Genomic DNA, 24,763 nt, shown 5'->3' with positions numbered 1-24,763 from the left:
GAATTCCGTTCAGATCGGTTCGGGAGCGGGAGGACCCACGCTCAGTCGAGCCGCGAATAACGCCGGGGAACTCGCGGCAGAATACCGGTCAACAGCGTATAGCTGATGGTATCGCAGTAGCGGGCCACCTCATCGACGCTGAGCACCGCGCCATGACGGGAGCGTCCCCACAGCACCACCTCGCTGCCGATGTCGGCCTCGGGGATGTCGGTCACGTCCACTGTCAGCATGTCCATCGACACCTTGCCGGCAATCGTCGTGCGCTGTCCGGCCACCAGCACCGGCGTACCGTCGACAGCATGCCGATCGTAACCGTCGCCATAGCCGCAGGCCACCACCGCGATGCGCGACGGCCGCGGTGCCCGCCAACGCCCGGCATAGCCCACCGGCTCCCCCACGGCCAGGTCGCGCATGGCGATGATCTCGGAGCGCAGCGTCATCACCGGCTGCAGGCGGCGGCTGGCAGCGCTGGGTCGTTCCAGCGGGTCGCTGCCGTACAGCATGACCCCGGGGCGAACCCAACTGCCATGGGACTGCGGCCAGGCCAGGGTGGCCGGGGAGTTGGCCAGACACAGCGGGGCCTGCAAGCGCTGCGCCAGGTCGCGCATGCGTTGCAGTTGAGTCTCGAAGTAACCGGCATCGACGGCATCGGCGGTGGCGAAATGGCTCATCAGCTGCAGGCCGGTGGCGCACTCGGGGGCTGCCGACAGACGCTGCCACACCGACTCCACCTGCTCGGGGGCAAAACCCAGCCGGTGCATGCCGGAGTCGACCTTGACCCAGACCGGGATCGGTCGGGCCGGGCGATGCGCCAGCAAGGCCTGGAGCTGCCACTCGCTGTGCACCGCCATCCACAGCCCGAGCGCCTCGACACGGGCCAGCTCCGCCGCCTCGAAAATGCCTTCCAGCAGCACGATGGGCGACGCGATGCCCCCCAGGCGCAGAGCCTCGGCCTCCTCCAGGCAGGCCACGGCAAAGGCGGGCGGGCGCTTGCCTTCGGGCAGCGACTCGAGAGCCAGTGCACACGCCACGGCACCGTGCCCGTAGGCATCGGCCTTGATCACGGCCAGAGCCCGGCTCTCCCCGGCCAGCTCACGCGCCAGGGCATAATTGTGACGCAGGGCGTCAAGATCGATGTCTGCAACCAGGGGCCTGGCCATGGCAACCTCCGCTGATGGGTAACAGCGCAGTATTATCTTTCATAACTCAAGCCGCTTCACGAAAGAAACCACCGATTACTCGGTGGCTCATGTGATTATCTACGCTTTTTAGCGGCGATTTCGTAATTTTTCACGAAGGCGCCCGAGGCCGCTCACCGATGTTCATGACCGGATTGTCGTTGGCCTCATCCGGCAGCTCCAGCGAGACCCGTTCCTCGTCGGACAGCCAGGCGTTGACTGCCTGAATGGAGTCCGCTCCGAGTATGCCTGCCTGCAGCTGCAGCTGCAGCAGCCCCAGCACGTAGTCGTAGCGCGCCTCGGCATGCTCGGCGATGGCATTGAACAGGTTCTGCTCGGCGTTGAGCACGTCGACGATGTTGCGCGTACCCACCTCGTAGCCCGAACGCGTCGCTTCCAGCGCGCTCTGGTTGGAGATGATCGCCTGGCGACGCGCCTCGACGGTCTCGACGTCGTTGTTCACCCGGGTGAACAGCGAACGGACCTGCTGGATGGTGTCGCGTCGCTGCGCCTCGAAGTCGTACTGCGTGGCCTCGAGCAGGAAGCCGCTCTGACGAATCTGCGCCTGGGTCGAACCGCCGGTGTAGAGCGGCAGGCTGGCACGCAGCCCGACCTGGCTCTCCGACTGATGCGCCGTACCGCTGCGATCGGTGTCCGCCCAACCGTAGTTGGCGAATGCCGACACCACCGGACGCTGGCCGGCCCGGGAGACCTCGAGGGTGCTTCTCGCCACCTCGATACCCGCTTCGGCCATCAGCACCATCGGGCTGTTGGCCATGGCCAGCGCCACCCACTCCTCGCGGTCGGCCGGCTGCGGCGAGGCAATGGGCACCTCTTCGTCAAGGGCATCGATACTGTCGTAGCGGTGGCCGGTCAGCCGCTCCAGCGCCTCGAAGCTGACCTGCATGGCTCCTTCCGCCGCGATGCGCTGAGCCCGCGCCAGGTCGAAGCGAGCCTGGGCCTCATGCACGTCGGTAATGGCGATCAAGCCGACTTCGAAGCGCTCCCGCGCCTGCTCGAGCTGGCGACTGATGGCGGTTTCCTGGGCACGACGGGCACTGAGGATGTCGTGCGCTCGCAGTATCTCGAAGTAGGCGTTGGCCACGTTGAAGAGCAGCTGCTGCTGGGTCGCTTCCAGGCCCAGCGCGTCACGATCTATCTCCCTCTCGGCACGCTGCAGTTGGGCACGTCGGGTCGGGTCGTAGAGCGCCTGCTCGGCATCGAGACTGATGCCGACACTGTTCACCGTATCGTCCTGGTCGAAGGCAGGAGCACCGGCCCCCAGTTCCTCGGCGCCCTCCTGGACCCGGCCGGCCGCTCCCTGAGCGGGGCTCGAGTAGGTTCGCGTATGGCTGACGCTGCCGCCGATGCCGATCTGCGGCAGCAAGGTGCCGCGCTGTACGTCCCGCGCCGCCTCGGTGGCCTGGAAGCCGGAGCGGGTCGAAGCCAGCTCGGCATCGTTGGCCAGCGCATCCTGGGCGATGGTCCACAGGTCGGCAGCCTGCACGTTGCCTGCCATGGCGAGGCCCACGATTGCCGCAAGGCCACGGCGCTGGAAGCGCCTCGTGAATGGTGAGCGATGCATTGATCGTTTCCTTGTTCATCCCTGCATGATGAGGATGCTAATGATAACGCATCAGCATGCAGAAAATATGCAGCCGACCCGAAGGTCGGCCGCTTCTGCTCGATCTGCCGTTACTCGTTGAAGATGTTGTCCATCGAGAGGCCCTGCTTCTCGAGTACGCGACGCAGCTTCTTGAGTGCCTCGACCTGGATCTGGCGTACCCGCTCGCGGGTCAGGCCGATTTCGTCACCGACCTCTTCCAGGGTCGCCGCCTCGTGCCCGCGCAGGCCGAAACGGCGGATGACCACTTCCATCTGCTTCTCGGTCAGCTCCGCCAGCCACTCATCGACATGCTGCTTGACGTCGATGTCGACCAGCGACGACTCGGGCCCCTGCTCGTTGTCGTCGGCCAGGGTCTCGATCAGCGGCTTGTCGCTCTCGCCGCCCATGGGGTAGTCCACCGAGGAGACGCGCTCGTTGAGCCCCATCATCTTCTTCACCGACTCGACCGGCTTGTCGAGATAGTCGGCGATCTCCTCCGGCGTGGCCTCGTGATCCAGCTTCTGGGTCAGCTCGCGAGCCGCACGCAGGTAGATGTTGAGTTCCTTGACCACGTGGATCGGCAGACGGATGGTGCGGGTCTGGTTCATCAGCGCCCGCTCGATGGTCTGGCGAATCCACCAGGTGGCATAGGTGGAGAAGCGGAAGCCACGCTCGGGATCGAACTTCTCCACCGCCCGGATCAGTCCGAGGTTGCCCTCTTCGATCAGGTCGAGCAGCGTCAGGCCGCGATTGAGATAGCGACGGGCGATCTTGACCACCAGCCGCAGGTTGGATTCGATCATTCTCGCCCGGCCTGCCGGATCGCCCTTCTGGGCCAGGCGGCCGTAGTAGACCTCCTCTTCCGGTGTCAGCAGGGGCGAGAAGCCGATCTCGTTGAGATAGATCTGGGTGGCGTCGAGACTATGGTGATAGTGCTTGTCTTCGCGACTGAGCGCCTTTTCGAAGGCGGTATCGTCGTCGCTGTCGCTGGCCGAGCTGTCCGACTCCGTACCGAGGTCCTCATCGGCCTCGGTGACGTCGTCGAGATCAACATCCTGAAGGTCCCGTTCAAGCATGCTCATCGGTTGCTACCCCGTGGTTTCGTCCTGAAATGCCGTTTTCTCTTGCATGCTTACCGCATGCAGAGCTCTATTGTTATTGACTCCTCAGCGGCGCCGGTAAGCGCCGATGACCACCTTGCCAACCCGGCGACAGCCACACTGGCGACTATCGCTCCGGCAGGTATTTCAGAGGGTCTTGAGGCTGGCCATCCTTGCGCACCTCGAAATGCAGCCTGACGCTCTCGGCATCGCTGTCGCCCATGGTGGCGATCACCTGACCGGCCTCGACCACATCGTTCTCCGTCACGCGAAGGCTGTCGTTGTGGGCATAGGCGCTCAGGTACTGGTCATTGTGCTTGAGCAGGATCAGGTTGCCGTAACCCCGTACCCCGCTGCCGGCATAGACCACGATACCGGGACCGGCTGCTCTGACAGGTTGCCCCTTTTGTCCGGCAATATCAATGCCGGCCGTTATGCTTCCGCCTTCACCGAAACGGCCGATCAGCTCACCGTCCGCGGGCCACTGCCAGGGCACCTCATCTACCGGTGTATAGGTACGACCAGCACTTGCGGGCTGGCGTTCCGGCTCACCCGCCACTTGTGTGCCGGCATCCGGTTCGGGCTGTGCCGCCGGCTGCGGTTCGGGTTCGGGTTCGGGCTGGGGCTCTGGCTGCTGCTGGGGTTCCGGCTGCTGCTGTGTGGCAACGGCCGCTTCGGCATCCACCCGGGGCTCGGGCGTGCGCTCCGGCTCTGCTGAGGGAGCCGGTCCGGCGACCTGCTCCGCACTGGCCACCGCCGTCTCGCTGGGGGCACTCGCCTCCCCGTCGAGAGGCTCGACAGTGAGGCGCCGGTTACGCTCGATGCGCTCTTCATCGGGTAGCAGCCAATCGCTGTCGCCGGCCTGGGCTACGGTGCCGCCGCCCAGTGCGGTCGCCGTCGCCACCTGGGAGTCGCCCAGCTCACGCGAGGGTTCCTGGCGCGCCGGCGCGCCGGCGCCATCGCTCAGGCGCAACTGCTGGCCGGGCTGGATGCGATATGGCGGCCCGATCTGGTTGAGTCGCGCCAGGTCGCGATAATCCATGTCATGCCGCCAGGCGATGCCGTACAGGGTATCGCCCTGCTCGACCGTGTAGTGGCTGGCCGGAGCACGCTCGCGACTCACCGAGAGATCGCGAACCTGAGGAGCGCCATAATCCTGCTGTGCGGCACAGCCGGCCACGGCCAGAGCGATGGCCGAGACGAGAAAAACCTTACGCATTGGAGCCCTCCTTGTCAGGCGAATTGTGAGAGCCGTTTCCCGCCCGGCCGGGCGCGCTGCCGCCCGAGCCGCGAGCCAGCCCGAGCACCAGCGCCGCCCCGAACAGCATGGCAATCAGCACGGGCAGCATCAGGCCGGATTCTCCGGTCAGAATGGCGTAATCGCCAGGGGTCAGGTAGCGGTAGTCGAGCGGAATCATCTGCCCCTCGGGACCGAGCTGGTAGCGAACGAGTTCGCGCCAGGGCCAGAGCACGGGCAGCGAGCCGACGATGAAACCGATCAACAGCTGCAGTGTGGCCGTATGATAACGGCGAAGCAGCCAGGAGAGCAGCCGTGAAAAGCCGAACAGGCCGATCAGGCAGCCTACCGCGAAAGTCGAGAGCAGCGATACGTCGAAGCTGCGTATGCCCTGCATCACGGTGCCGTAGAGCCCCATGGTCAACAGCAGGAAGCTGCCGGAGACACCGGGCAGCAACAGTGCACTGATGGCGATGGCGCCGCCCACGATCAGCACCAGCGAAGGGATGCCCAGTTGGGTGACCAGCGGCATCAGCGACGGTAGCCCATGCGCCAGCAGCAGACCGACGATCAACGGCACGAGATGCCACAGCTTCCAATCGGCGGGATGCCGGCTGACCACGATGGCAGACGCCGCCACCAGGCCGAAGAAGAAGCCGTTGAGCAGCAGCGGATGGTCGTCCATGAGCCACACCACCAGGTGCGCTACGCTGACCAGACTGACGCCGATGCCCAGCAGCAGCGGCAAGGCGAAGGCCAGGTTGAGATGATGGTAGAGCCCGGCCAGCCCGCCGCGTCGCCATGCCGGGTAGGCACTGGGGCCGAACTGCTTGATGGTATGGATCAGTTCCTCGTAGATGCCGGTGACGAAGGCAATGGTGCCGCCGGAAACTCCGGGCACGGCATCGGCCGCTCCCATACCGGCCCCCTTGAGGAAGACACTGAGTTGTCGCTTCAACGAATCACTCCTTGCAGCAACGGCACGAAGCGAACGCGCTCGAGCCGCTGTACCTCTGTTTGATGGCCCACGCGGCGTACCCGGGTCAGCCACTGGTCGCCGCCCGGATCGGCCAAGGGCAGTATCATCACGCCGCCTTCGGCGAGCTGGTCGATCAGCACCTGAGGCAGCTCGTGCGCGCAGGCGGTAAGCAATACCACGTCGAACGGCGCCGCCTCCTGCCAGCCGTGACCGCCATCCGCCAGGCGCAGGCGAACGTTGTGCGCCCGCAGCAGGCGCAGCCGCTTCGCTGCCCGGTGATGCAAGGCATTGATCCGCTCCACCGACCAGAGTTCCGGCACCAGGCGCGAGAGAATCAACGTTTGATAGCCGGAACCGGTACCGATCTCCAGCACACGCTGCGGCGCCTCCTGCATCACCAGCTCGGTCATGCGCGCGACCATCCACGGCTGCGACAGGGTCTGACCGTGGCCGATGGGCAGCGAGGTGTCCTCATAGGCACGATGGGCCAGCGCCTCGTCGAGGAAGAGATGACGCGGCTCTTCGGCCATCACCCGCAGCACCCGCTCATCGACGATGCCCTGTGCGGCCAGACGCGCCGCCATGCGGTCTCGGGTACGCTGCGACGTCATGCCGACGCCGCGCAGCAGTTCCGGCAATCGTTCAGGTGAATGCATCCAACCAGCCTTGCACATCGTCGAGCGCTGCATGCCGGGTGAGGTCGGTCTGCAGCGGCGTTATCGATACATAGCCCGCCTCGATGGCGGCAAAATCGGTGTCATCGCCATCATCGGCGCTCTGCCCCACGGCCGCAATCCAGTAGCGTAAACGGCCGCGGGGGTCACGCACCTCCATCGGCCGCTCCGCCGGCCCACGATAGCCCATGCGAGTCACACGGAACCCTCGGATCTCCTCCCAGGGCAGGTCCGGCACGTTGACGTTGAGCAGGCTGCGGGGCGGCAGCGAGAGCCGATCGGCGGCACCGACCAGGCTGGCCGCCACCCGACCGGCGGTGTCGAAGTGGCGCGAGCCCACCAGCGACATGGCAATGGCCGGCATGCCAAGGTTGCGCCCCTCCATGGCCGCGGCCACGGTGCCCGAGTAGAGCACGTCGTCGCCCAGGTTGCCGCCGTGGTTGATGCCGGATATCACCAGATCGGGGCGCTCGTCCCAGATGCCGTTCACACCCAGGTAGACACAGTCGGCGGGCGTGCCGTCGACACAATGAAAGCCGTTGTCCAGCGCCGTCAAGGCCAGGGGACGATTGAGGGTCAAGGAGTTGCTGGCGCCGCTGCGGTCGCGGTCGGGCGCCACCACGCGCAGCCGGGCATGGGGCTCCAGGGCGTCGTAGAGGGCACGCAGGCCCGGCGCATGCACACCGTCGTCGTTGGAGAGCAGCAGTCTGCGCATTCGATAAGGCCTCCAGATTCAGCCGGGCTCACGCCCAGGCGTCGTGCGTTGGGCGAAAGAGGTCAAGGTGGGATGGTCGAGCAGCTCGCGCAGCACCGCCGTGGCAAAGCCGCCGCGTGGCAGATGAAAGCCGAGCCGCGCCACGTCCGCCGTCACCTCGAGCTGGGGCTGGTCCAGGCGCATGCGCAGGGCGCGGCGCGCCATGCGCACGCCGGCACGCTCCAACCCCTGGCACAGCGCGGCATGACGTTCGCTCAGCGTCTGTTCGAAGGCCACCGCCTCGCCTCCGGCCATGGAATTGCCTACTCCCCACAGCACTCCGCTGGGGTGCAGGTCGAGCCGCTCGGCGCGCTCTGCCAGCTCGGCGTCGAGCGCTTCCACGACGAACTGACTGGCGCTGCCGTCGAGTATCGCCACGTCGCCGGTCAGCAGTCGCTGCCAGCTGCCATCGGCCAGGCGCATGGCGAGCAGCTCGTTGAACAGGTAGCTGCGCGCGGCGGAGAGCAGCATACCCTCCTTGTCGTCGCGCTTGCGCCAGCCGCGGTCCAGCACCGCCCGGGCCCGGGCCAGGTTGCGCCCTTCGGGTCCGAAGCGCTGCGGGCCGAACAGGTTGGGTACGCCATGGCGGCAGAGCCAGGCCCAGCGCGCCTCGAGCTGCGCATTCACCGTCGCCCCGGTGATGCGCAGCGTGAAGCGATTGGCCCGGTGCACGCCGCGCTTGAGCTTGCGCGGATGGCGCGCCTGCTCGAGCACGCGCACTCCGCAGGCTGCCAGCCGCTCGATCAGGTCGTCCGGCGCCGGCTGCCCCGGCAGTTGCACGGAGAGCCACTGCCGGGTCACGGCAATTCTGTCCTTCATGCCGGAGTAGCCCACCGCCCGCGGCGACACCTGACACTCACGCGCTACGTGCCGCACCGCATCCAGCGTGGTGAGGCCACGCTTCTCGATCCACAGCCAGAGATGCTCGCCGTGGCCCTCGGGCGCAAAGCCGAGCACCTCCTCGACCACGAAGTCCTCCGGCGCGGCACGGTAGTCGCCGGCCAGCGGCGGGCCGAATTCGGCGTCGGTGGCGCGGGGCCAGTCGCCCGGCCGTCGTGTCTCAGACACTCGTCGCTCCCTCACGGGTCAGCAGCACCACGGCCTCGGCGGCAATGCCTTCACCGCGGCCGGTGAAGCCCAAGCGCTCGCTGGTGGTGGCCTTGACGTTCACCGCATCCAGGGCGAGTTCGAGATCCTCGGCGACATGCGCGCACATGGCGGCGACATGAGGCGCCAGCTTGGGCGCCTGGGCGATCACCGTGGCATCCACGTTGCCGACCCGGTAGCCCGCCTCGCGCACCAGGCCATACACGTGGCGCAGCAGGGCACGACTGTCGGCACCGGCCCAGGCCGCATCGGTATCGGGAAAATGGCGGCCGATGTCGCCCAGCGCACAGGCCCCCAGCAGCGCATCGCTGATGGCGTGCAGCAGGACATCGCCATCGGAATGAGCGACGAAGCCGTGATCGAATGGAATGGCGACGCCGCCGATCATGAGGTGATCGCCCTCGCCGAAGCGGTGGACGTCGAAGCCGTGGCCGATCCGTAGCATTCAGTCAGTCTCCTTTTGAAGCATGGTTGGCATGCCCGGCGCCGGCATGCGGTGCGCCCTCTTCCCGCTGGGCGGCCAGCACATGCGCGGCCAGGGCCAGATCCTCGGGGTGCGTGATCTTGAGGTTGTCGCGCCGGCCGGGCACCAGCCGCGGCGAGAGCCCCAGCGCCTCCACCGCCGAGGCCTCGTCGGTCACCCCGACGCCACCGGCCGCGGCCCGCTCCAGCGCGCGGCGCAGCAGGCCGTAGCGGAAACCCTGAGGCGTCTGGGCCTGCCACAGGCCGTCTCTGGGTTCGGTGCGAGCGATGCGCCCCTGGCCGTCGTCGCGCTTGACGGTGTCAGCGACCGGCGTGGCCAGCAGCGCCCCCACGGGGTCTTCGCGCAGCGCGCTCAGCAGGGTCGTGAGATCCGCCACGGTGACGCAGGGTCGCGCCACGTCGTGCACCAGCACCAGATCGTCGTCGCCGGCCTCGTCGGCCAGCGCTGCCAGGGCCTGACGCACCGAGTCGGCCCGCTCGGCCCCACCGGGGCTGCGCCGCCACCCGGCAAAGGGCACCCAGGCCGGATCGAAGCGGTCGTCGTCGGGGTCGAGGCACAGACACAGCTGCGCCTGTGGAAAGGCCTGGTGCAGCCGCGCCAGCGTATGCGCCAGCACCGGGCGTCCTGCCAGGGTCAGGTACTGCTTGGGTCGATCGGCACCCATGCGCCGCCCGCGGCCCGCGGCGGGAACCACCAGCCACAGCCGTCCGGTGGCACCGGCCTCACTCATCGGTCGCTCCCGCCCGTGGGCTGCCCGCCGTCGGCTCCGGATTGCCGACAGGGCCGACGCTGGCCTCGATCACCACGCCGGGTACCCAGTAGAACTGCTCGTCGGTACGCACCATGCCGATGTCGCTGCGAGCCCGCTCCTCGATGGCATCGAGGCCGGTCTGGAGATCGATGACCTCGGCAGCGAGGCGCTGGTTGCGGTCGCGCAGCGGCTTGTTGTCGGCGTCGAACATGGCCACGCGCTCGCGAATCTCGCGCAATTCATGAATACCGCCGTCACCGAGCCACAGGCGATACTGCAGCAACGCCAGCAACAGCAGCAAGGCGATGGCGAGCCACTTGAGCATCGGTAGTTGACCTCATGGTTCTGAATGGCCGGCATTATGCCACCAACGACCGCCCGGCTCACGCCCTGAAAAACTCACTCCTTGAAGGGCAGCGCCTCATCGGCGGCACGACAGTAGGCCTCGACGTGGCGCCGCTCCTCGTCGCAGAAGCGCGCCACGGCGGCGCGCAGCCCGGGGTCGGCCAGATGATGCAGCGAACGCAGCCGCCTGGGGGCGAACCCTCTCGTCAGCTTGTGCTCGCCCTGGGTACCGGGATCGAAGCAGGTCAGCCCATTGGCCAGGCAGTGCTCGATGCCCTGGTAGTAGCACGCCTCGAAGTGCAGACAGTCGGCCAGCACCTCACTGCCCCAATAGCGGCCGTAGAGCGTACGGCTGCCCTGCAGGCAGAGCGCAGCGGCCACCGGCTGCCCGTCGAGTCGCACCTGAATGAGCAGCAGCGCCTCGGGCATGCTGCGTCGCAGCCGGCGGAAGAAATCGAGATTGAGATAGCCGTGACGACCGCGCTCGAGATAGGTGATCTCGTAACAGCGGAAGAAGTGCTCGAGCTCGCGCTCGCCGATCTGCTCACCGCTGAGACGGTGCAAAGTAAGCCCCTGCTCGCTGACAAGGCGACGTTCGCGACGAATCGTCTTGCGTCGCTTCGACGTCATGGCCGCCAGGTAGCCTTCGAAGTCGCCATACCCGCGGTCGCGCCACTGGAACTGCACGCCGTGGCGCACCAACAGCTCGGGCCTGGCCTCGAGCCAGGCGTCGACCTCCTCGTCGGCGGCAAACAGCAGATGCCAGCTCGACAGCCCGCCCTCCTCCCAGGCCCCGGCCAACAGGTCCCGTGCCGCGAGCGGATCGACATCGGCCGCCAAGGCCAGCCGCGGCCCCGGCACGGGAGAAAAGGGAATCGCCGTGAGCCCCTTCGGATAGTAGCGCCCGCCGGCACGCTCCCAGGCATCGGCCCAGCTCCAGTCGAACACGTACTCGCCGTAGGAGTGGAACTTGCGATAGTGAGGCATCACGCCGACCAGAGACTCGCCGCGCCACAGCGTGAGGTGATCCGGCACCCAGCCGGTGGAACGGCTGGCCGCCCCGCTCGCCTCCAGCGCGTGCAGGAACTCATGGCGCAAAAAGGGGTGATCGTCGCCGATCAGTGCATTCCATTGCGTCGCTGCCACCGCCTCGATGGCGGGCAGTTGCTTGAGGATCAGCTCGGACATGGGGTTCCTGCCAGGGAAGTGACCGATGCGCCGGCTGACAACGGGCCGACGCCCGCCTACATTGTGCGCAGACCGTTCGACCTTTTCCATCGCTGTAATAAAACTACATACTTTTGGCCAAGCACCTTCAATTTTGCCAAGCGATGGGAGACAATTGTGTAAATTTACATTCCTCAACGACGCGAGGTGCTTCCATGGCTCGCCCCACCGCACTGAATTCCACTGTCGAACAGGTGACCGAGCGCATCCGCGAGCGTTCACGCGGGCGCCGCAAGCTCTATGAAGCGCACATGGCCGCACAGCACCAACAGGGCGTGCACCGCGGCGAGCTCTCCTGCGGCAACCTGGCCCACGGCTTCGCCGGCTGCGACCATGCCGGCGACAAGGATCGGCTCAAGCTGACCAACAGCGCCAACCTGGCCATCGTTTCGTCATATAACGACATGCTCTCGGCCCATCGGCCCTTCGAGAGCTACCCCGAGGTCATCAAGCAGGCCGCCCGCGGCATGGGCAGCACCGCCCAGTTCGCCGGCGGCGTACCGGCCATGTGCGACGGTGTCACTCAGGGCATGCCGGGCATGGAGCTGTCGCTGTTCTCCCGCGACGTGATCGCCATGGCCACCGCCGTGGCGCTGTCCCACAACATGTTCGATGCCGCCCTCTACCTGGGCATCTGCGACAAGATCGTGCCGGGGCTGTTCATCGGGGCGGCGCGCTTCGGCCACCTGCCGGCGGTGTTCGTGCCCGGCGGGCCCATGCCCAGCGGCCTGCCCAACGACGAGAAGGCCCGCATCCGCCAGCTCTACGCCGAGGGCAAGGTGGGCCGCGAAGAGCTGCTCGAGGCGGAATCGCGCTCCTACCACAGCCCCGGCACCTGCACCTTCTACGGCACCGCCAACTCCAACCAGTTGATGATGGAGATGATGGGCCTGCACCTGCCGGGCGCTTCCTTCGTCAACCCGGGCACCCCGCTGCGCGAGGCGCTGACCCGCTACGCCACCGAGCAGGCCATCCGCAACACCGAGCAGAGCGGCAACTACCGGCCCTTCTACCGCCAGATCGACGAGCGCGCCATCGTCAATGCCATGGTCGGCTTGCTGGCCTCGGGCGGCTCGACCAACCATACCCTGCACCTGGTGGCGATGGCCGCCGCCGCCGGCATCACCATCGACTGGAACGACTTCAACGACCTCTCGGCGGCGGTGCCGAGCCTGACCCGGATCTACCCCAACGGCAGCGCCGACGTGAACCACTTCCAGGCCGCCGGGGGCATGAGCCTGCTGATCCGCGAGCTGCTCGACGCCGGCCTGATCCATGGCGACATTCCCACCGTGTTCGGCACCGACCTGACCGCCTACACCCAGGAGCCGTTCCTCGAGGACGGCAAGCTCACCTGGCGCGAGGGGCCGACGGAGAGTCTCGACAGCGACGTGCTGCGCCCGGTCTCCAACCCCTTCGCCGCCACCGGCGGCCTGGTGGTGATGGAGGGCAACCTCGGCCGCGGCGTGATCAAGATCTCGGCAGTCAAGCAGGCCAATCGCGTGGTGGAAGCCCCGGTGCGCATCTTCGACGACCAGAACCAGGTCAAGGCCGCCTTCGAGTCGGGTGAACTCGACCGCGACGTGGTGGTGGTGGTGCGCTTCCAGGGGCCCAAGGCCAACGGCATGCCCGAGCTGCACAAGCTCACCCCCTTCCTCGGCGTGCTGCAGGACCGCGGCTACAAGGTGGCGCTGGTCACCGACGGGCGCATGTCCGGCGCCTCGGGCAAGGTGCCCGCCGCCATCCACGTCACGCCGGAAGCGGTGGACCGCGGCCCGCTGGCGCGCCTGCGCGACGGCGACGTCGTGCGGGTCGACGCCGAACGCGGCGAGCTGACCGCGCTGGTCGACGCCGCCGAGTTCGCCAGCCGGGGCATCGTCGAGCCCAACCTGGAGCGTTATCACTTCGGCATGGGCCGGGAGCTGTTCGGCGGCTTCCGCCACCTGGCCGCCGGCGCCGAGCAGGGCGCCGGGGTATTCGGCGGCTTCGAGGAGGAAGTGCTCTCCCGCGAACTCGAGAAGATCTCCCAGGAGGACCAATGACGCGACCGGCCCTGATCGGCGACATCGGCGGCACCAACGCCCGCTTCGCCCTGGTCACGCCGGGCGAGCACGCCCCCCGCGAGAGCATCGCTCTACCCTGCGCCGACTATCCCGGCGTGGTGGAGGCAGTGCGCGACTACCTGGCCCGGGTCGGCCTGGCCGCCGACGACGCCCCGCGGCAAGCCTGTCTGGCCTTCGCCTGCCCCATCGACGGCGATCGGGTGGTCATGACCAACAATCACTGGTCCTTCTCTCGCCGCGAAGCGCAGACCGCACTCGGCCTGGAACGGCTCAAGGTGATCAACGACTTCACCGCCCAGGCCCTGGGCGTGCCGCACCTGGCGCCCGAGGAACTGGTCGAGGTGCAACCGGGCGTGGCGCGCGAGCACGCCACCTGTCTCGTCATCGGCCCCGGCACCGGACTCGGCGTGGCCGGCATCTTCCCCGGCCGCCATGCCTGGATTCCGCTGCCCACCGAGGGCGGACACGTCACCTATGCGCCTACCGACGAGCGCGAGCAGAACCTGCTGCGGCATTTCCGCAACCGCTATGGCCGGGTCTCCGTGGAACGCATCCTGTGCGGCCAGGGGCTGCTCGATCTCTATCTGGCCCACTGCTCGCTGAAAGGCACCAATCCCAGCTGCCAGACCCCGCCCGAGGTGACGGCCGCCGCCGCGGGCGGTGACGCCATCGCTCGTGATACCCTGCTGCGGTTTCTCAAGATCCTCGGCGACGTCTGCGGCGACGCTGCCCTGACCATGGGCGCCCGCGGCGGGGTCTATCTGTGCGGCGGCATCCTGCCGCGGCTGCTGGACTGGCTGCCCCAGAGCCGCTTCGTCGAAGCCTTTACCGCCAAGGGCCGCATGAGCGACTACAACCGCGCCATCCCGGTGCGGGTTGTCACTGCTCCCTGGCCGGGGCTGCTGGGTGCCGCCGAGGCCCTGCACAACGAAGAAGTGGAATGACGTGAAGGAGCGCGAATGATCCCGCAAAGCCTGCGAGCCCTGCTCGACGAGACCGACGGCCGCCGCGAGTGCGAGTGGGCCGACCGCCGCGTGTGGCTGGCCCGCGAAGCCTGGGGCGAACTGGCGGTCTGTCTGCAGGGCGCCCAGGTGCTTCACTTTTTACCGGCGTCCGAAGCCACGCCAGCTGAAGGCTCGCCACCTTACGCGCCCACCCCCGCACGAGCTGGCACGCCGGAAGTCATGGGCGAGGGAGAAGAGGCGCTGGTGCCCGGCGGCTGGCTGTGGGTCACGCCCACGCCCCAGGCGCTGCCCGGTGCCATTCGCGGCGGCATTCCGCTGTGCTGGCCGTGGTTCGCCGACGAGCGCGGCGCGGATGAATCGCCGGATCGCTCGGGCCCCATGCACGGCCCGGCGCGCAAGGCCCAGTGGCGTCTCGACGCAGTGGACGAACACGAGGGCGGCGTGGAGCTGCACCTCTCCCCCGCCGAGCGCCTGCACAGCCAACTGGTGCCGCGCGCGGTGATCCAGGCCAACGCCCGGCGCCTGCACGTGGAGCTGATCACCGAGCACGTCGGCGAGACCCCGGTCAAGCTCAGCGGCGCCCTGCACAGCTACCTGGCCGTGGCCGACAGCTTCGCCTGTCGCCTCACGGGACTGGCCGGCGCCCGCTATCTGGACAAGCTGGCCGGCTTCGCCGAGCGCGAACAGCAGGGCGAGCTCGCCGTGCGCGGCGGGCTCGACCGCATCTACCACAGCAACGCCGAGGTGGTGCTCGACGACGGTAACCGACGCCTGCGCGTCGCCCGCCAGGGCAGCGACTCGGCGGTGGTGTGGCACCCCGGCGAGGCACCGCCCGACGACACCTCACCCGCCGCCGCGCGACGCTTCCTCTGCGTGGAGTCAGCCAATACCCGCCTCGACCCGGTGTGGCTGGTGCCCGGCGCTCAGCACCTGCTCGGCACCACCCTATCCTGCGAGGCAGACTCGTGAAGCACGCCGCCGGGGCGCTGGAGACGCCTTTCCTGCTGGGCATGATGCGCCTGCACGAGGTGACCGACCTGCACCCGCCGGCGCGCCTGGCCGACTGGATCGAAGCCCGCCTCGACGAGGGGCTCGAATGGTTCGATCATGCCGACATCTACGGCGACACCCAGGGCGAGGCCCTGTTCGGCGCCGCCCTGCGCGCTCGCCCCGGGCTCGCGGCACGCGTCAGGGTCGTCACCAAGGCCAGCATCGTCACGCCGGAGCGCGATACCTCGCCGTTTCGCGTCAAGCACTACGACAGCTCGCCGGAGTACCTGACACGCGCCATCGACGACTCACTGGCTCGTCTCGGCGTCGAGCGTCTCGACCATTTCCTGCTGCATCGCCCGAGCCCGCTGATGGATGCCGAGGCCACCGGCCGGGCGCTGGATGACGCCATCGATGCCGGCAAGGTCGGTGCCGTCGGGGTCTCGAATTTCCTGCCTGACCAATGGCGCCGCCTGCAGGCGGCGATGCATCACCAACTGGCCACGCATCAGCTGCAGCTCTCGCTGGACCACACCCAGCCACTCTTCGACGGCACCTACGATGCACTGGTCGGCGACGGCCAGATACCGCTGGTGTGGTCGCCCCTGGGCGGCGGTCGGGTCTTCCAGGGGCCGGCCGAGCGGCGGCTGATCCGGCTCGCCGAGGAGCGCGGCCTGACACCTGCCGGGCTGGCGCTGGCCTGGCTGCGCGCCTTGCCCGGTCGCCCACGGCCGGTGATCGGCAGCCTGCGTGAAGAGCGCATCGCCGCCCTGCACGCCGATGCCCACACGGAGATGGATCGCCCCACCTGGTATGCCCTGCTGGAGTCCGCTCGGGGGCACGAGGTGGCCTGAGGTTCGCCGCTCACAAGGACAATACGAGGAATTCACATGCTATCCGTCATCGCCTTCGGCGAAGCCCTGGTCGACATGCTCTCCAGCCGCCTCGGCGACCTCGCCGGCGACGCTCCGGAAACCTTCACGCCCTATGCCGGCGGCGCCCCGGCCAACGTGGCAGTGGCCTGCGCGCGCCTGGGCGTGCCCAGCCGCTTCCTCGGCATGCTGGGAGAGGACCACTTCGGCGACTTTCTCGCCGGCGAGCTCGCCGCTCACGGGGTCGACACCAGCGGCGTGGTGCGCACCCGCGAAGCGCGTACGGCGCTGGCCTTCGTCTCTCGCGACGCCTCGGGCGAGCGTACCTTCGACTTCTATCGCCCGCCGGCAGCGGATCTGCTCTATCGGCTGGAGCATCTGCCACCCGGCGTGTTCGCCGAACCGGCCATCGTGCACTTCTGCAGCAACAGCCTGACCGAGCCGGAAATCGCCGACACCACCCTGGCCATGGCCGACATGGCCAGCCGCGCCGGCTGTCTGGTCAGCGTCGACGCCAACCTGCGCCACAACCTCTGGGCCGGCGGCAGCGCCGACATCGCCCTGGTCACTCAGCTGATCGACCGTGCCGGCCTGGTCAAGCTCTCGACGGACGAGCTCGACTACCTGCGCGCCGATCATCCCGCCGAGGCCTGGCTGGCCGAGCGGCTTGCCGCCGGCGTCCGGCTGCTGGTGATCACCGACGGCCCCGGCGAAGTGCGCGCCATCGGCGTGGGCAGGGAGTTGCGCCATGCACCGCCCAGGGTCGAGGCCGTGGACACCACCGCCGGCGGCGATGCCTTCATCGGCGGACTGCTGGCCGAGCTGGCCGACTATCTGGGCGCCACGGCCGGCGACGGCGACTGGTACAAGGACGACGACTTCCTGCGTCGCGCCCTGCGCACCGCCGCCAACTGCGGTGCTCATGCGGTGACCCGCCCCGGCGCCTATGCCGCCCTGCCCAACCGGGGCGACCTGGCTCGGCTGCGCAGCGAGAGCTAAGGAAGCGCTGAACAAATCGACGAGCGAGATGAAGCGCAAGGCGCACGGAGCACAGTACCGAGCGAAGCGACAAACAGCCGTAGGCTGGCCCCGAAGGGGCGAGAAGCCCCAGGCTTCGAGTCAACCGGAGCATATGGGGTATATGTGAGGATCCGCCGGTCCGACGCTTCGGCACCGCGCAACGCAGCGATTCGCTCGCGCAGGCATTTGTGCAGTGTTTCCCTAAGCGATACCTGCCACTCAGCCATGCCGCCCCAGCCGTGTCATAGCGGCACTCGCGCCGGCAGCCGCCAGCGCAGCGTTCGCGCCACCACCTGCTGCCCCGGGCGATAATCGCCCCGGGCGGCAGCCAGGGCAGCGGCCAGGGCGGCGTCGGCAATCCGCTCGTGATCCTGCACCGCCGAATTGACCGGCAGCGGCAGGAAGTCGAGCAGGCGGTTGTCGCCGAAAGTGGCCAGGCGCAGCGTCTGCGGCAGCCCACCCTGCTCCAGCAGCACGTCGAAGACCCCGTCGAGCAGCGTGTAGGAAGCCGTGACTAGGGCATCGGGCAGGCCATGCTCGGCAAGCAGCTCGCGCATCAGGCGCGCTCCCTCGTCTCGCTCGTAGCGCTCGGCCCCGTACATGAGCACCGTGGCGTCACTGCCGACCAGCGCCTGTCGAAACCCGCTGCGCCGCTCGTGGCTGATGGAGAGCCCCGGCACGGCATCCAGCCAGGCCACGCTTTTCACGCCTTCGCCCAGCACCGAGCGCGTCAGCCGCTCGGCGGCCTCCCTGTCGTTGCTCACTACACAGGCGAAGTGCCGGGGATCGAAGCCGCGGTCCACCGCGATCACCGGCAGGCCGTCGGCCATCAGCTCGGCATAGAAGGGATCCTCCAGGGGCAGACAGCTGGCGGTGATCAGCACCTCGCAGCGCTGGGCGCGCAGGGCCAGGGCCAGCTCACGCTCGCTCTCCGGCCGGTCGTCGGAGCCGACGATCAGCAACTGGTAGCCCTGCTCCCGTGCGCCGCGCTCGAGCCGCTTCGCCAGCCGTGCATAACTGGCATTCTCCAGATCCGGCACGATCAGACCGAGGATACGACTCGAGCCCCGCCGCAGCGCGGCGGCCTGAGCATCCACCCGGTAGCGGTGCTGGCGCACCACGGCCATGACCTTGTCGACGGTATCCTGACTGATGCGCCGCTCGGCGGCCTGTCCATTGATCACGTAGCTGGCCGTGGTGCGCGAGACACCGGCCAGGCGTGCGATTTCGGCAAGTGTCATCGCTCTCCCCCGTTAACGGCCTGTCATTCTACGCCAGTGGCTGAGCCCCACCCCCTGCCAAAGTCTAAGATCCTTGACTTGCGAAAGCAGATGAATCGATCCAGCATGAAGAATAGACAAGGTGACACGATTCAGCAAAACGTAATCGACAAGCCAGGACTCGATCCAGCGGCGTCGATCGGGGTCACCGCCAACAGGAGATTGCCCATGCTCACGCTACGCCCCGAGGACGTCCGCCTCGACTGCCAGGCGCCTGACTGGCGCGATGCGCTGGAGCAGGCCGCCGAATCGCTGCACCGGGCAGGGCTGACCGCCCCCGCCTACCGCGACGGCCTGTTCCAGCGCGAGGCGCAGTCCTCCACCTACCTCGGCAACGCCATCGCCATCCCCCACGGCACGGCGGAAAGCCGCGAGCACGTGCTGGCCACCGGCGTACGCGTACTGCAGTTTCCCGCCGGCGTCGAGTGGCACGATGGCCAGCGCGTTCACGTGCTGGTCGCCATTGCCGCCCAGAGCGACGAGCATCTGGACATCCTGCGCCAGCTCACCCACGTACTCGACGACGACCGCGTCGGCGAGCGTCTGGCCGGCGCGAGCTCGGCGGCGACCGTGGCGGCCCTGCTGTCGAAGGCCCAGGTGGAAGCGCGACTGGACACCGATACTCTGTGTCTCGGCTTTCCTGCCCGCGACGCGCGCGAACTGGCTCTGGCCGGCGCCGCCCGGCTGCGTCAGCTCGGCTGCGTGGGCAGCGGTTTCGTCGCCGAGGTCGCCGAACGCGAGCTGGCGCCGCTGGGCCAGGGGCTGTGGCTCAGCCTCGGCGAGCGCAGCGTCACGGTGCCGGCGCTGGCCCTGGCCACGCCGGATGAGCGCCTGGAGAGCGGCGGCGAAGCGGTGAAGGGGGTGTTCTGCCTGGCCGCCCAGGGGGACGCCCACCGCGGCCTGCTGGAGCGCGTTCTCACCCTGCTCGACAGCGGTGCCGCCGCCGAGCTGCCCAGTGCCGATGCCGCCACCGTACTGGCCCGCCTGGCCGGCGAATCCGCCGCGGCCCATACCCGGCTGGCCCGGGTACTCAACGCCCACGGACTGCATGCCCGCCCGGCCAAGCAGCTGGTGCAGGCGGCTCGGGAACAGGGCCTGCCGATCCAGGTGCGACTGGCCGAGGGCGGTGGCGCCGCGGTGTCCGCTTCCAGCCTGACCAAGGTGATCAACCTTGGTGCCCGCCGCGGCCAGCAGCTGCTCTTCTCCGCCGAAGGCGAGGGAGCCCAGCAGGCGCTCGACGCCGTGTGTCGCGCCGTGGCGGACGGCCTCGGCGAGCACGTGCTGCCCTTCGACGAAAGCCGTGAGCGCAGCATGCCGCAGGCGGATGCGGCCCCCGTCGAGCCGCTGCCCGACGACGTGCCGCACCCGGGGGTGGCAGCCTCCCCGGGGCTGGCCATCGCGCCGGCCTTCGTGCTGCAGACCCCGCGCTTCGACTATCCCGAGCGCGCCGCCGACCCCGCCGAGCAGCAGCGGCGCCTGCGTCAGGCCCTCGCCGATGGCGCGGCCCAGCTCGAGGCGCTGGTACGGCAGGCCCGCGGCGGCGAAGTGGCACAGATCCTGTCCATGCACGAAGAGATGCTCACCGACCCCGAGCTGTTCGAGGCCGCCCGTGAAGGCATTCAGGAGGGCCGCTCTGCGGAGTCCGCCTGGTGGGAAGCCATCGAGACTGCCGCCCATGCCCAGGAGATGCTCGCCGACCGCCTGCTGGCCGAGCGCGCCGCCGACCTGCGCGACGTCGGCCGCCGCGTACTCGGCGTGCTGTGCGAGGTGCAGCTGCCCGAACCGCCGGAGACGCCCTACATCCTGGTGACCGACGACATCGGTCCCTCCGACGTGGCGCGGCTCGACACCCAGCGGGTGCGCGGCCTGCTCACCGCCCGCGGCGGCGCCACTGCGCACAGCGCGATTCTCGCCCGCGCTCTGGGCATTCCCGCCGTGGTGGGCGCCGGCGAACGGGTGCTGACGCTGGCAGGCGGCCAGGAGCTGATTCTCGATGGCGAACGTGGCCGGGTGATTCCGGCGCCCTCCGCCGAACGCCGCGCCAGCGCCGAGCAGCGCCTGGCTGAACGCGAGCGGCGCGAGGCCGAGGCGTGGCAGGCGCGCTTCGACCCCGCCCAAACCCGTGACGGCCATCGCGTGGAGGTGGCCGCCAACCTGGGCAACACCGCCCACGCCGCCGACGCCGTGGAGCGTGGCGCCGAGGGCATCGGCCTGCTGCGCACCGAGTTCCTGTTCATGGCCCACGCCCGGGAGCCGGATCTCGCCACGCAGATCGAGGAGTACCGCGAGGCCCTGGACGCCCTGGAGGGTCGCCCGCTGGTGGCCCGCACCCTCGACGTGGGCGGCGACAAGCCGCTGCCCTACTGGCCGGTACCCAAGGAGGACAACCCCTTCCTCGGCCTGCGCGGCATCCGCCTCAGCCTGACCCGGCCCGAGGTGCTCGAAACCCAGTTGCGGGCACTGCTGATGGCGGCAGCCCCCGCCGCCGGCGAGGCGGCTGACAAGCCGCGGCCACTGCGTATCATGCTGCCGATGGTCAAGGACGTAGGCGAATTCCGCGCCGCACGCGCCATCTTCGAGCGCCTGCTCGACGAGATTCCCGCCGCCAAGCGCGCCACCGACGTGCAGCTCGGCGTCATGATCGAGGTTCCCTCGGCCGCCCTGCTGGCATCCGCCCTGGCCGCCGAGGTCGACTTCTTCTCGGTGGGCACCAACGACCTGACCCAGTACACCCTGGCCATCGACCGCGACCACCCCGAGCTCTCGGCCCAGGCCGACGGCCTGCACCCGGCGGTGCTGCGCCTGATCGAGATGACCGTGGCGGCGGCCCACGCTCACGGCAAGTGGGTCGGGGTATGCGGCGAGCTGGCCAGCGACACCCTGGCGGTGCCGGTGCTGGTCGGGCTCGGCGTCGACGAGCTCTCGGTGAGCGCGCGTCAGGTACCGCTGGTCAAGGCCAGGCTGCGCGAGTTCGATCTGGCCGAGGCCCGTGCCCAGGCCCAACTGGCCTTGGCCCAGGCCACCAGCGAGGCGGTACGCGACGCCCTGGAGGCACGCTGATGGCCCGCCTGCTCACCCTCACCCTGAACCCGGCGCTGGACCTCTCCGTGAGCCTGGAGCGGCTGGAGCCGGGCACGGTCAATCGCACCCATGAGACCCACCTGACGGCGGCCGGCAAGGGCGTCAACGTGGCGCGGGTACTGACCCAGTTGGGTCACGACGTGACGGTTTCCGGCTTTCTTGGTGCCGACAACGACGGCCCCTTCCTGCGCGCCTTCGAGGCCATGCAAGTGGAGGACGCGTTCCTGCGCGTGCCTGGCGAGACCCGCATCAACGCCAAGCTCGCCGAGGCCGACGGACGCATCACCGACATCAACGGCCCCGGCGCGGCCATCGACGAAGCGGCCTGGCAGCGCTTGCTCGACGGCCTCGACACGCGCATCGGCGACCCGCGGCGTCGCCCCGACACCGTGGTGATCGCCGGCAGCCTGCCGCCGGGGGTGACACCGGGCAATCTTGCCGAGCTGGTCATCCGGCTGCGCGAGGCCGGGCTGCCGGTGTGGGTCGATACCAGCGGCGCCGCCCTGGATCAAGCCATCGCGGCTCGCCCCACCGCAGTCAAACCCAACGAGCTCGAGCTGGCGGCCTGGGCCGGCAACGCTCTCGACACGGCGGAAGCACGCCTGACCGCGGCGCTGCGCCTGTATGCCGCCGGTATCGAGGAGGCCGTGGTCTCCGCCGGGGCTGCCGGGGTGCTGTGGGTCAGCCATCGCGGCGCCTGGCAGGCCATGCCGCCCCGGGTCAGCGTTGCCAGCACCGTAGGCGCCGGCGACACCCTGCTGGCCGCCCTGCTGCACGGGGTGGTGTGCGGCCATCCACCCGACCAGGCCCTGCGCCTGGCCACCGCACTCTCCGCCGAATCGGTTCGTCACCTGGGCGTGGGCAACCTCCACGCCGACGACTTCCCGCAACTCCAACAACAGACCCGCGTGCGTCGCCTCAACGACGTAGACGCGGGGGGAGCCCTCGCATGAACGTGATCATCGTCACCGCCTGCCCCAGCGGCATGGCCACCACCTTCCTCGCCGCTCGTCGCCTGGAGCAGGCCGCCCGTCGGCTGGGTTGGCAAGCCAGCATCGAGATGCACAGCCAGCTCGAGGCCGTCGAGCCCGTCTCGGCCGACGCCATTGCCGCAGCCGAACTCATCGTGGTCGCCGCCGACCAGATTCCTGCCGCCGAGCGCTTTGCCGGCAAGCGGCTGTTCCGCGCCGCCATCGGCGAGGCACTGCCCGATCCCGAGGCATTCCTGCAGCGCGCCCAGCGCGAGGCCGAGAGCTTCACCCCGCCCGCCCAGAGCGCAGCGGGCAATCAGCACAAGGCGCCCGGCGGCAGTAAAATCGTCGCCGTGACCGCCTGCCCCACCGGCGTGGCCCACACCTTCATGGCCGCCGAGGCGCTGAGCGAAGCGGGCAAGAGCCTGGGCCATGCGATTCGCGTCGAGACCCAGGGCTCGGTGGGCGCGCAGAACAAGCTCACCGACGAGGAGATCGCCGCGGCGGACGTGGTGATTCTCGCCTGCGACATCGAGGTCGACCCGACCCGCTTCGCCGGCAAGCGCATCTACCGCACCTCCACCGGCAACGCGCTGAAGAAACCGCGTCCCACCATCGAGGCGGCCCTCGATCAGGCCGAGGTAGAACATAGCGGCACCGCTCGCCGCAGCGATGCAAGCCGCAGCATCAAGGAGAAAGGGGTCTACAAGCACCTGCTCACCGGGGTCTCCTTCATGCTGCCCATGGTGGTGGCCGGCGGCCTGCTGATCGCACTCTCCTTCGTCTTCGGCATCGAGGCCTTCCAGGAAGAGGGCACGCTGGCCGCGGCGCTGATGCAGATCGGCGGCGGCACCGCCTTCGCCCTGATGATCCCGGTGCTGGCCGGCTACATCGCCTACTCCATCGCCGACCGGCCGGGCATCGCCCCGGGCATGATCGGCGGCATGCTGGCGGCCAATATCGAGGCCGGTTTCATCGGCGGCATCATCGCCGGTTTCCTGGCCGGCTACGTGGCGCTGGCGGTGACCCGTCACGTCAAGCTGCCCGCCAGCGTCGAGTCGCTCAAGCCGATCCTGATCATCCCGCTGGTGTCGAGCCTGGTCACCGGCCTGACCATGATCTACATCATCGGCGAGCCGGTGGCGGCAATCCTCGCCGGCCTCACCGGCTTCCTCGCCGGCATGGACGCCACCAACGCGGTGCTGCTGGGGATCCTGCTCGGCGCCATGATGTGCTTCGACCTGGGCGGGCCGGTCAACAAGGCCGCCTACACCTTCGGCGTCGGCCTGCTGGCCTCGCAGACCTACGCGCCGATGGCGGCGATCATGGCCGCCGGCATGGTCCCGGCCATCGGCATGGGCATCGCCAGCTTCGTCGCCCGCCACAAGTTCTCCGAGCCGGAGCGCGAAGCGGGCAAGGCGTCGTTCGTGCTGGGGCTGTGCTTCATCAGCGAAGGCGCCATTCCCTTCGCCGCCAAGGACCCGCTGCGGGTGATCCCCGCCTGCATCGCCGGCGGCGCGGTGACCGGCGCCCTCTCGATGCTGGTCGGCGCCCAACTGATGGCGCCCCACGGCGGTATCTTCGTGCTGCTGATTCCCAACGCCATCACCCCGGTGCTGCTCTACCTCGGCGCCATCGTCATCGGCTCGCTGGTCACCGGCCTGGGCTACGCCGCCATCAAGCGCGGCGCGGCACCGGTAGCGGTGGGCGCCACCGCCTGAACGCGTGCATCAAGCATCGGGTAGGGGCCGGGGTCACCCCCGGCGCCCTCCCACACCACCGTACGTACCGTTCGGTATACGGCGGTTCATGAAGAACGGCTAAGCCCTCTTACCGTATCGAGTACCGAGATCAGGCCCAGTCCATCAAACCACTTCCTTGGCAGGGCCTGATTCATGTGCGAGGCCCCGGCGTTCCACCAGGCGCCTCGCCCATTTCCCGCTGACTTCCACGCCCGATAGTCGTCCAGCCCCAGCGCCAAGAGCTTACGACGCCGGGTCCGCGGGCGCTTCCACTGCCGCCAGATCACGCAGCGCAGTCGGCGACGTATCCAACCATCCAGCGCTTCCAGTGGACGCT

The 24,763-nt window shown here is 68.7% G+C and carries 22 protein-coding genes; 8 read left to right on the top strand and 14 right to left on the bottom strand.

Features of this window, described 5'->3' with window-relative positions; genetic code table 11:
- Positions 1-41: 41 nt before the first annotated feature.
- The 12 genes from alr to C4S71_RS03990 all read right to left on the bottom strand — a co-directional run bounded on the left by alr (position 42) and on the right by C4S71_RS03990 (position 11,403).
- Positions 42-1,160 carry an alanine racemase gene (alr, locus tag C4S71_RS04045; protein WP_103968291.1) on the bottom strand — a complete coding sequence of 373 codons (1,119 nt, stop codon included), beginning with the start codon at positions 1,158-1,160 and terminating at the stop codon, positions 42-44.
- Positions 1,161-1,290: 130 nt separating this feature from the next.
- Positions 1,291-2,763 (bottom strand): TolC family outer membrane protein, encoded by a 1,473-nt coding sequence (locus tag C4S71_RS04040; RefSeq protein WP_086509396.1) that lies wholly within the window; start codon positions 2,761-2,763, stop codon positions 1,291-1,293.
- A 110-nt stretch (positions 2,764-2,873) separates the two neighbouring features.
- Positions 2,874-3,866, bottom strand: coding sequence for an RNA polymerase sigma factor RpoS (gene rpoS / locus C4S71_RS04035; protein WP_086509395.1), 993 nt, complete (start codon positions 3,864-3,866; stop codon positions 2,874-2,876).
- 145 nt (positions 3,867-4,011) lie between these two features.
- Positions 4,012-5,103 (bottom strand): peptidoglycan DD-metalloendopeptidase family protein, encoded by a 1,092-nt coding sequence (locus tag C4S71_RS04030; RefSeq protein ID WP_086509394.1) that lies wholly within the window; start codon positions 5,101-5,103, stop codon positions 4,012-4,014.
- Complete coding sequence (locus tag C4S71_RS04025) at positions 5,096-6,079, bottom strand: DUF368 domain-containing protein (protein ID WP_086509393.1); 984 nt, start codon at positions 6,077-6,079, stop codon at positions 5,096-5,098. Before C4S71_RS04025 ends, C4S71_RS04030 begins: the two co-directional genes overlap by 8 nt.
- Entirely contained in the window at positions 6,076-6,756 is a 681-nt protein-coding gene (locus C4S71_RS04020; RefSeq protein WP_103968290.1) for a protein-L-isoaspartate(D-aspartate) O-methyltransferase, read from the bottom strand. Before C4S71_RS04020 ends, C4S71_RS04025 begins: the two co-directional genes overlap by 4 nt.
- Positions 6,743-7,489 carry a 5'/3'-nucleotidase SurE gene (gene surE / locus C4S71_RS04015; protein WP_103968289.1) on the bottom strand — a complete coding sequence of 249 codons (747 nt, stop codon included), beginning with the start codon at positions 7,487-7,489 and terminating at the stop codon, positions 6,743-6,745. Before surE ends, C4S71_RS04020 begins: the two co-directional genes overlap by 14 nt.
- Before the next feature lie 18 nt (positions 7,490-7,507).
- Positions 7,508-8,596, bottom strand: a complete 1,089-nt coding sequence (truD, locus tag C4S71_RS04010; RefSeq protein WP_103968288.1) for a tRNA pseudouridine(13) synthase TruD — start codon at positions 8,594-8,596, stop codon at positions 7,508-7,510.
- On the bottom strand, positions 8,589-9,080 hold the full coding sequence (gene ispF, locus C4S71_RS04005; protein WP_086509389.1) for a 2-C-methyl-D-erythritol 2,4-cyclodiphosphate synthase: 492 nt from the start codon (positions 9,078-9,080) through the stop codon (positions 8,589-8,591). The genes truD and ispF overlap by 8 nt, the downstream gene beginning before the upstream one ends.
- A gap of 4 nt (positions 9,081-9,084) precedes the next feature.
- A complete protein-coding gene (gene ispD, locus C4S71_RS04000) occupies positions 9,085-9,849 on the bottom strand; it encodes a 2-C-methyl-D-erythritol 4-phosphate cytidylyltransferase (RefSeq protein ID WP_103968287.1) in 765 nt (254 codons plus the stop codon).
- Entirely contained in the window at positions 9,842-10,195 is a 354-nt protein-coding gene (ftsB, locus tag C4S71_RS03995; protein ID WP_086509387.1) for a cell division protein FtsB, read from the bottom strand. The genes ispD and ftsB overlap by 8 nt, the downstream gene beginning before the upstream one ends.
- A gap of 74 nt (positions 10,196-10,269) precedes the next feature.
- Positions 10,270-11,403: a GNAT family N-acetyltransferase gene (locus tag C4S71_RS03990; RefSeq protein ID WP_103968286.1), complete on the bottom strand. Its 1,134-nt coding sequence runs from the start codon at positions 11,401-11,403 to the stop codon at positions 10,270-10,272.
- Between the two features lie 194 nt (positions 11,404-11,597).
- Between C4S71_RS03990 and edd the strand changes: the two genes are divergently transcribed.
- From edd to C4S71_RS03965, 5 genes are read left to right on the top strand one after another with little or no spacing between them, the layout of a single operon-like run.
- Positions 11,598-13,484 (top strand): phosphogluconate dehydratase, encoded by a 1,887-nt coding sequence (gene edd / locus C4S71_RS03985; protein WP_086509386.1) that lies wholly within the window; start codon positions 11,598-11,600, stop codon positions 13,482-13,484.
- Positions 13,481-14,449: a glucokinase gene (gene glk, locus C4S71_RS03980; protein ID WP_103968285.1), complete on the top strand. Its 969-nt coding sequence runs from the start codon at positions 13,481-13,483 to the stop codon at positions 14,447-14,449. The genes edd and glk overlap by 4 nt, the downstream gene beginning before the upstream one ends.
- 15 nt (positions 14,450-14,464) lie before the next feature.
- A complete protein-coding gene (locus C4S71_RS03975; protein ID WP_103968284.1) occupies positions 14,465-15,439 on the top strand; it encodes an aldose epimerase family protein in 975 nt (324 codons plus the stop codon).
- A gap of 41 nt (positions 15,440-15,480) precedes the next feature.
- Entirely contained in the window at positions 15,481-16,314 is an 834-nt protein-coding gene (locus C4S71_RS03970) for an aldo/keto reductase (protein ID WP_103968443.1), read from the top strand.
- 36 nt (positions 16,315-16,350) lie between these two features.
- Entirely contained in the window at positions 16,351-17,331 is a 981-nt protein-coding gene (locus C4S71_RS03965; RefSeq protein ID WP_103968283.1) for a carbohydrate kinase family protein, read from the top strand.
- Positions 17,332-17,594: 263 nt separating this feature from the next.
- On the opposite strand, the gene cra is transcribed toward C4S71_RS03965, so the two are convergent.
- The gene (gene cra / locus C4S71_RS03960; protein WP_103968282.1) at positions 17,595-18,593 is read right to left on the bottom strand and encodes a catabolite repressor/activator; all 999 of its coding nucleotides are present in this window, start codon (positions 18,591-18,593) and stop codon (positions 17,595-17,597) included.
- A 207-nt stretch (positions 18,594-18,800) separates the two neighbouring features.
- Here cra and ptsP point away from each other — a divergent pair, with 207 nt between their 5' ends.
- From ptsP to C4S71_RS03945, 3 genes are read left to right on the top strand one after another with little or no spacing between them, the layout of a single operon-like run.
- Positions 18,801-21,692 (top strand): phosphoenolpyruvate--protein phosphotransferase, encoded by a 2,892-nt coding sequence (gene ptsP, locus C4S71_RS03955; RefSeq protein ID WP_103968281.1) that lies wholly within the window; start codon positions 18,801-18,803, stop codon positions 21,690-21,692.
- Positions 21,692-22,666 (top strand): 1-phosphofructokinase, encoded by a 975-nt coding sequence (gene pfkB, locus C4S71_RS03950; protein ID WP_103968280.1) that lies wholly within the window; start codon positions 21,692-21,694, stop codon positions 22,664-22,666. Before ptsP ends, pfkB begins: the two co-directional genes overlap by 1 nt.
- Entirely contained in the window at positions 22,663-24,405 is a 1,743-nt protein-coding gene (locus tag C4S71_RS03945; RefSeq protein ID WP_103968279.1) for a PTS fructose-like transporter subunit IIB, read from the top strand. Before pfkB ends, C4S71_RS03945 begins: the two co-directional genes overlap by 4 nt.
- Before the next feature lie 86 nt (positions 24,406-24,491).
- Here C4S71_RS03945 and C4S71_RS03940 read toward each other — a convergent pair.
- A partial coding sequence (locus C4S71_RS03940; protein WP_304481824.1) for a group II intron maturase-specific domain-containing protein occupies positions 24,492-24,763 on the bottom strand: 272 nt, incomplete at its 5' end.

Origin of the sequence: Billgrantia desiderata (assembly GCF_900108215.1) — a bacterium.
Taxonomy (GTDB): domain Bacteria; phylum Pseudomonadota; class Gammaproteobacteria; order Pseudomonadales; family Halomonadaceae; genus Halomonas; species Halomonas desiderata.
Note: the sequence above shows the minus strand (reverse complement) of the source record. Positions and strands in the feature narration are given on the sequence as shown.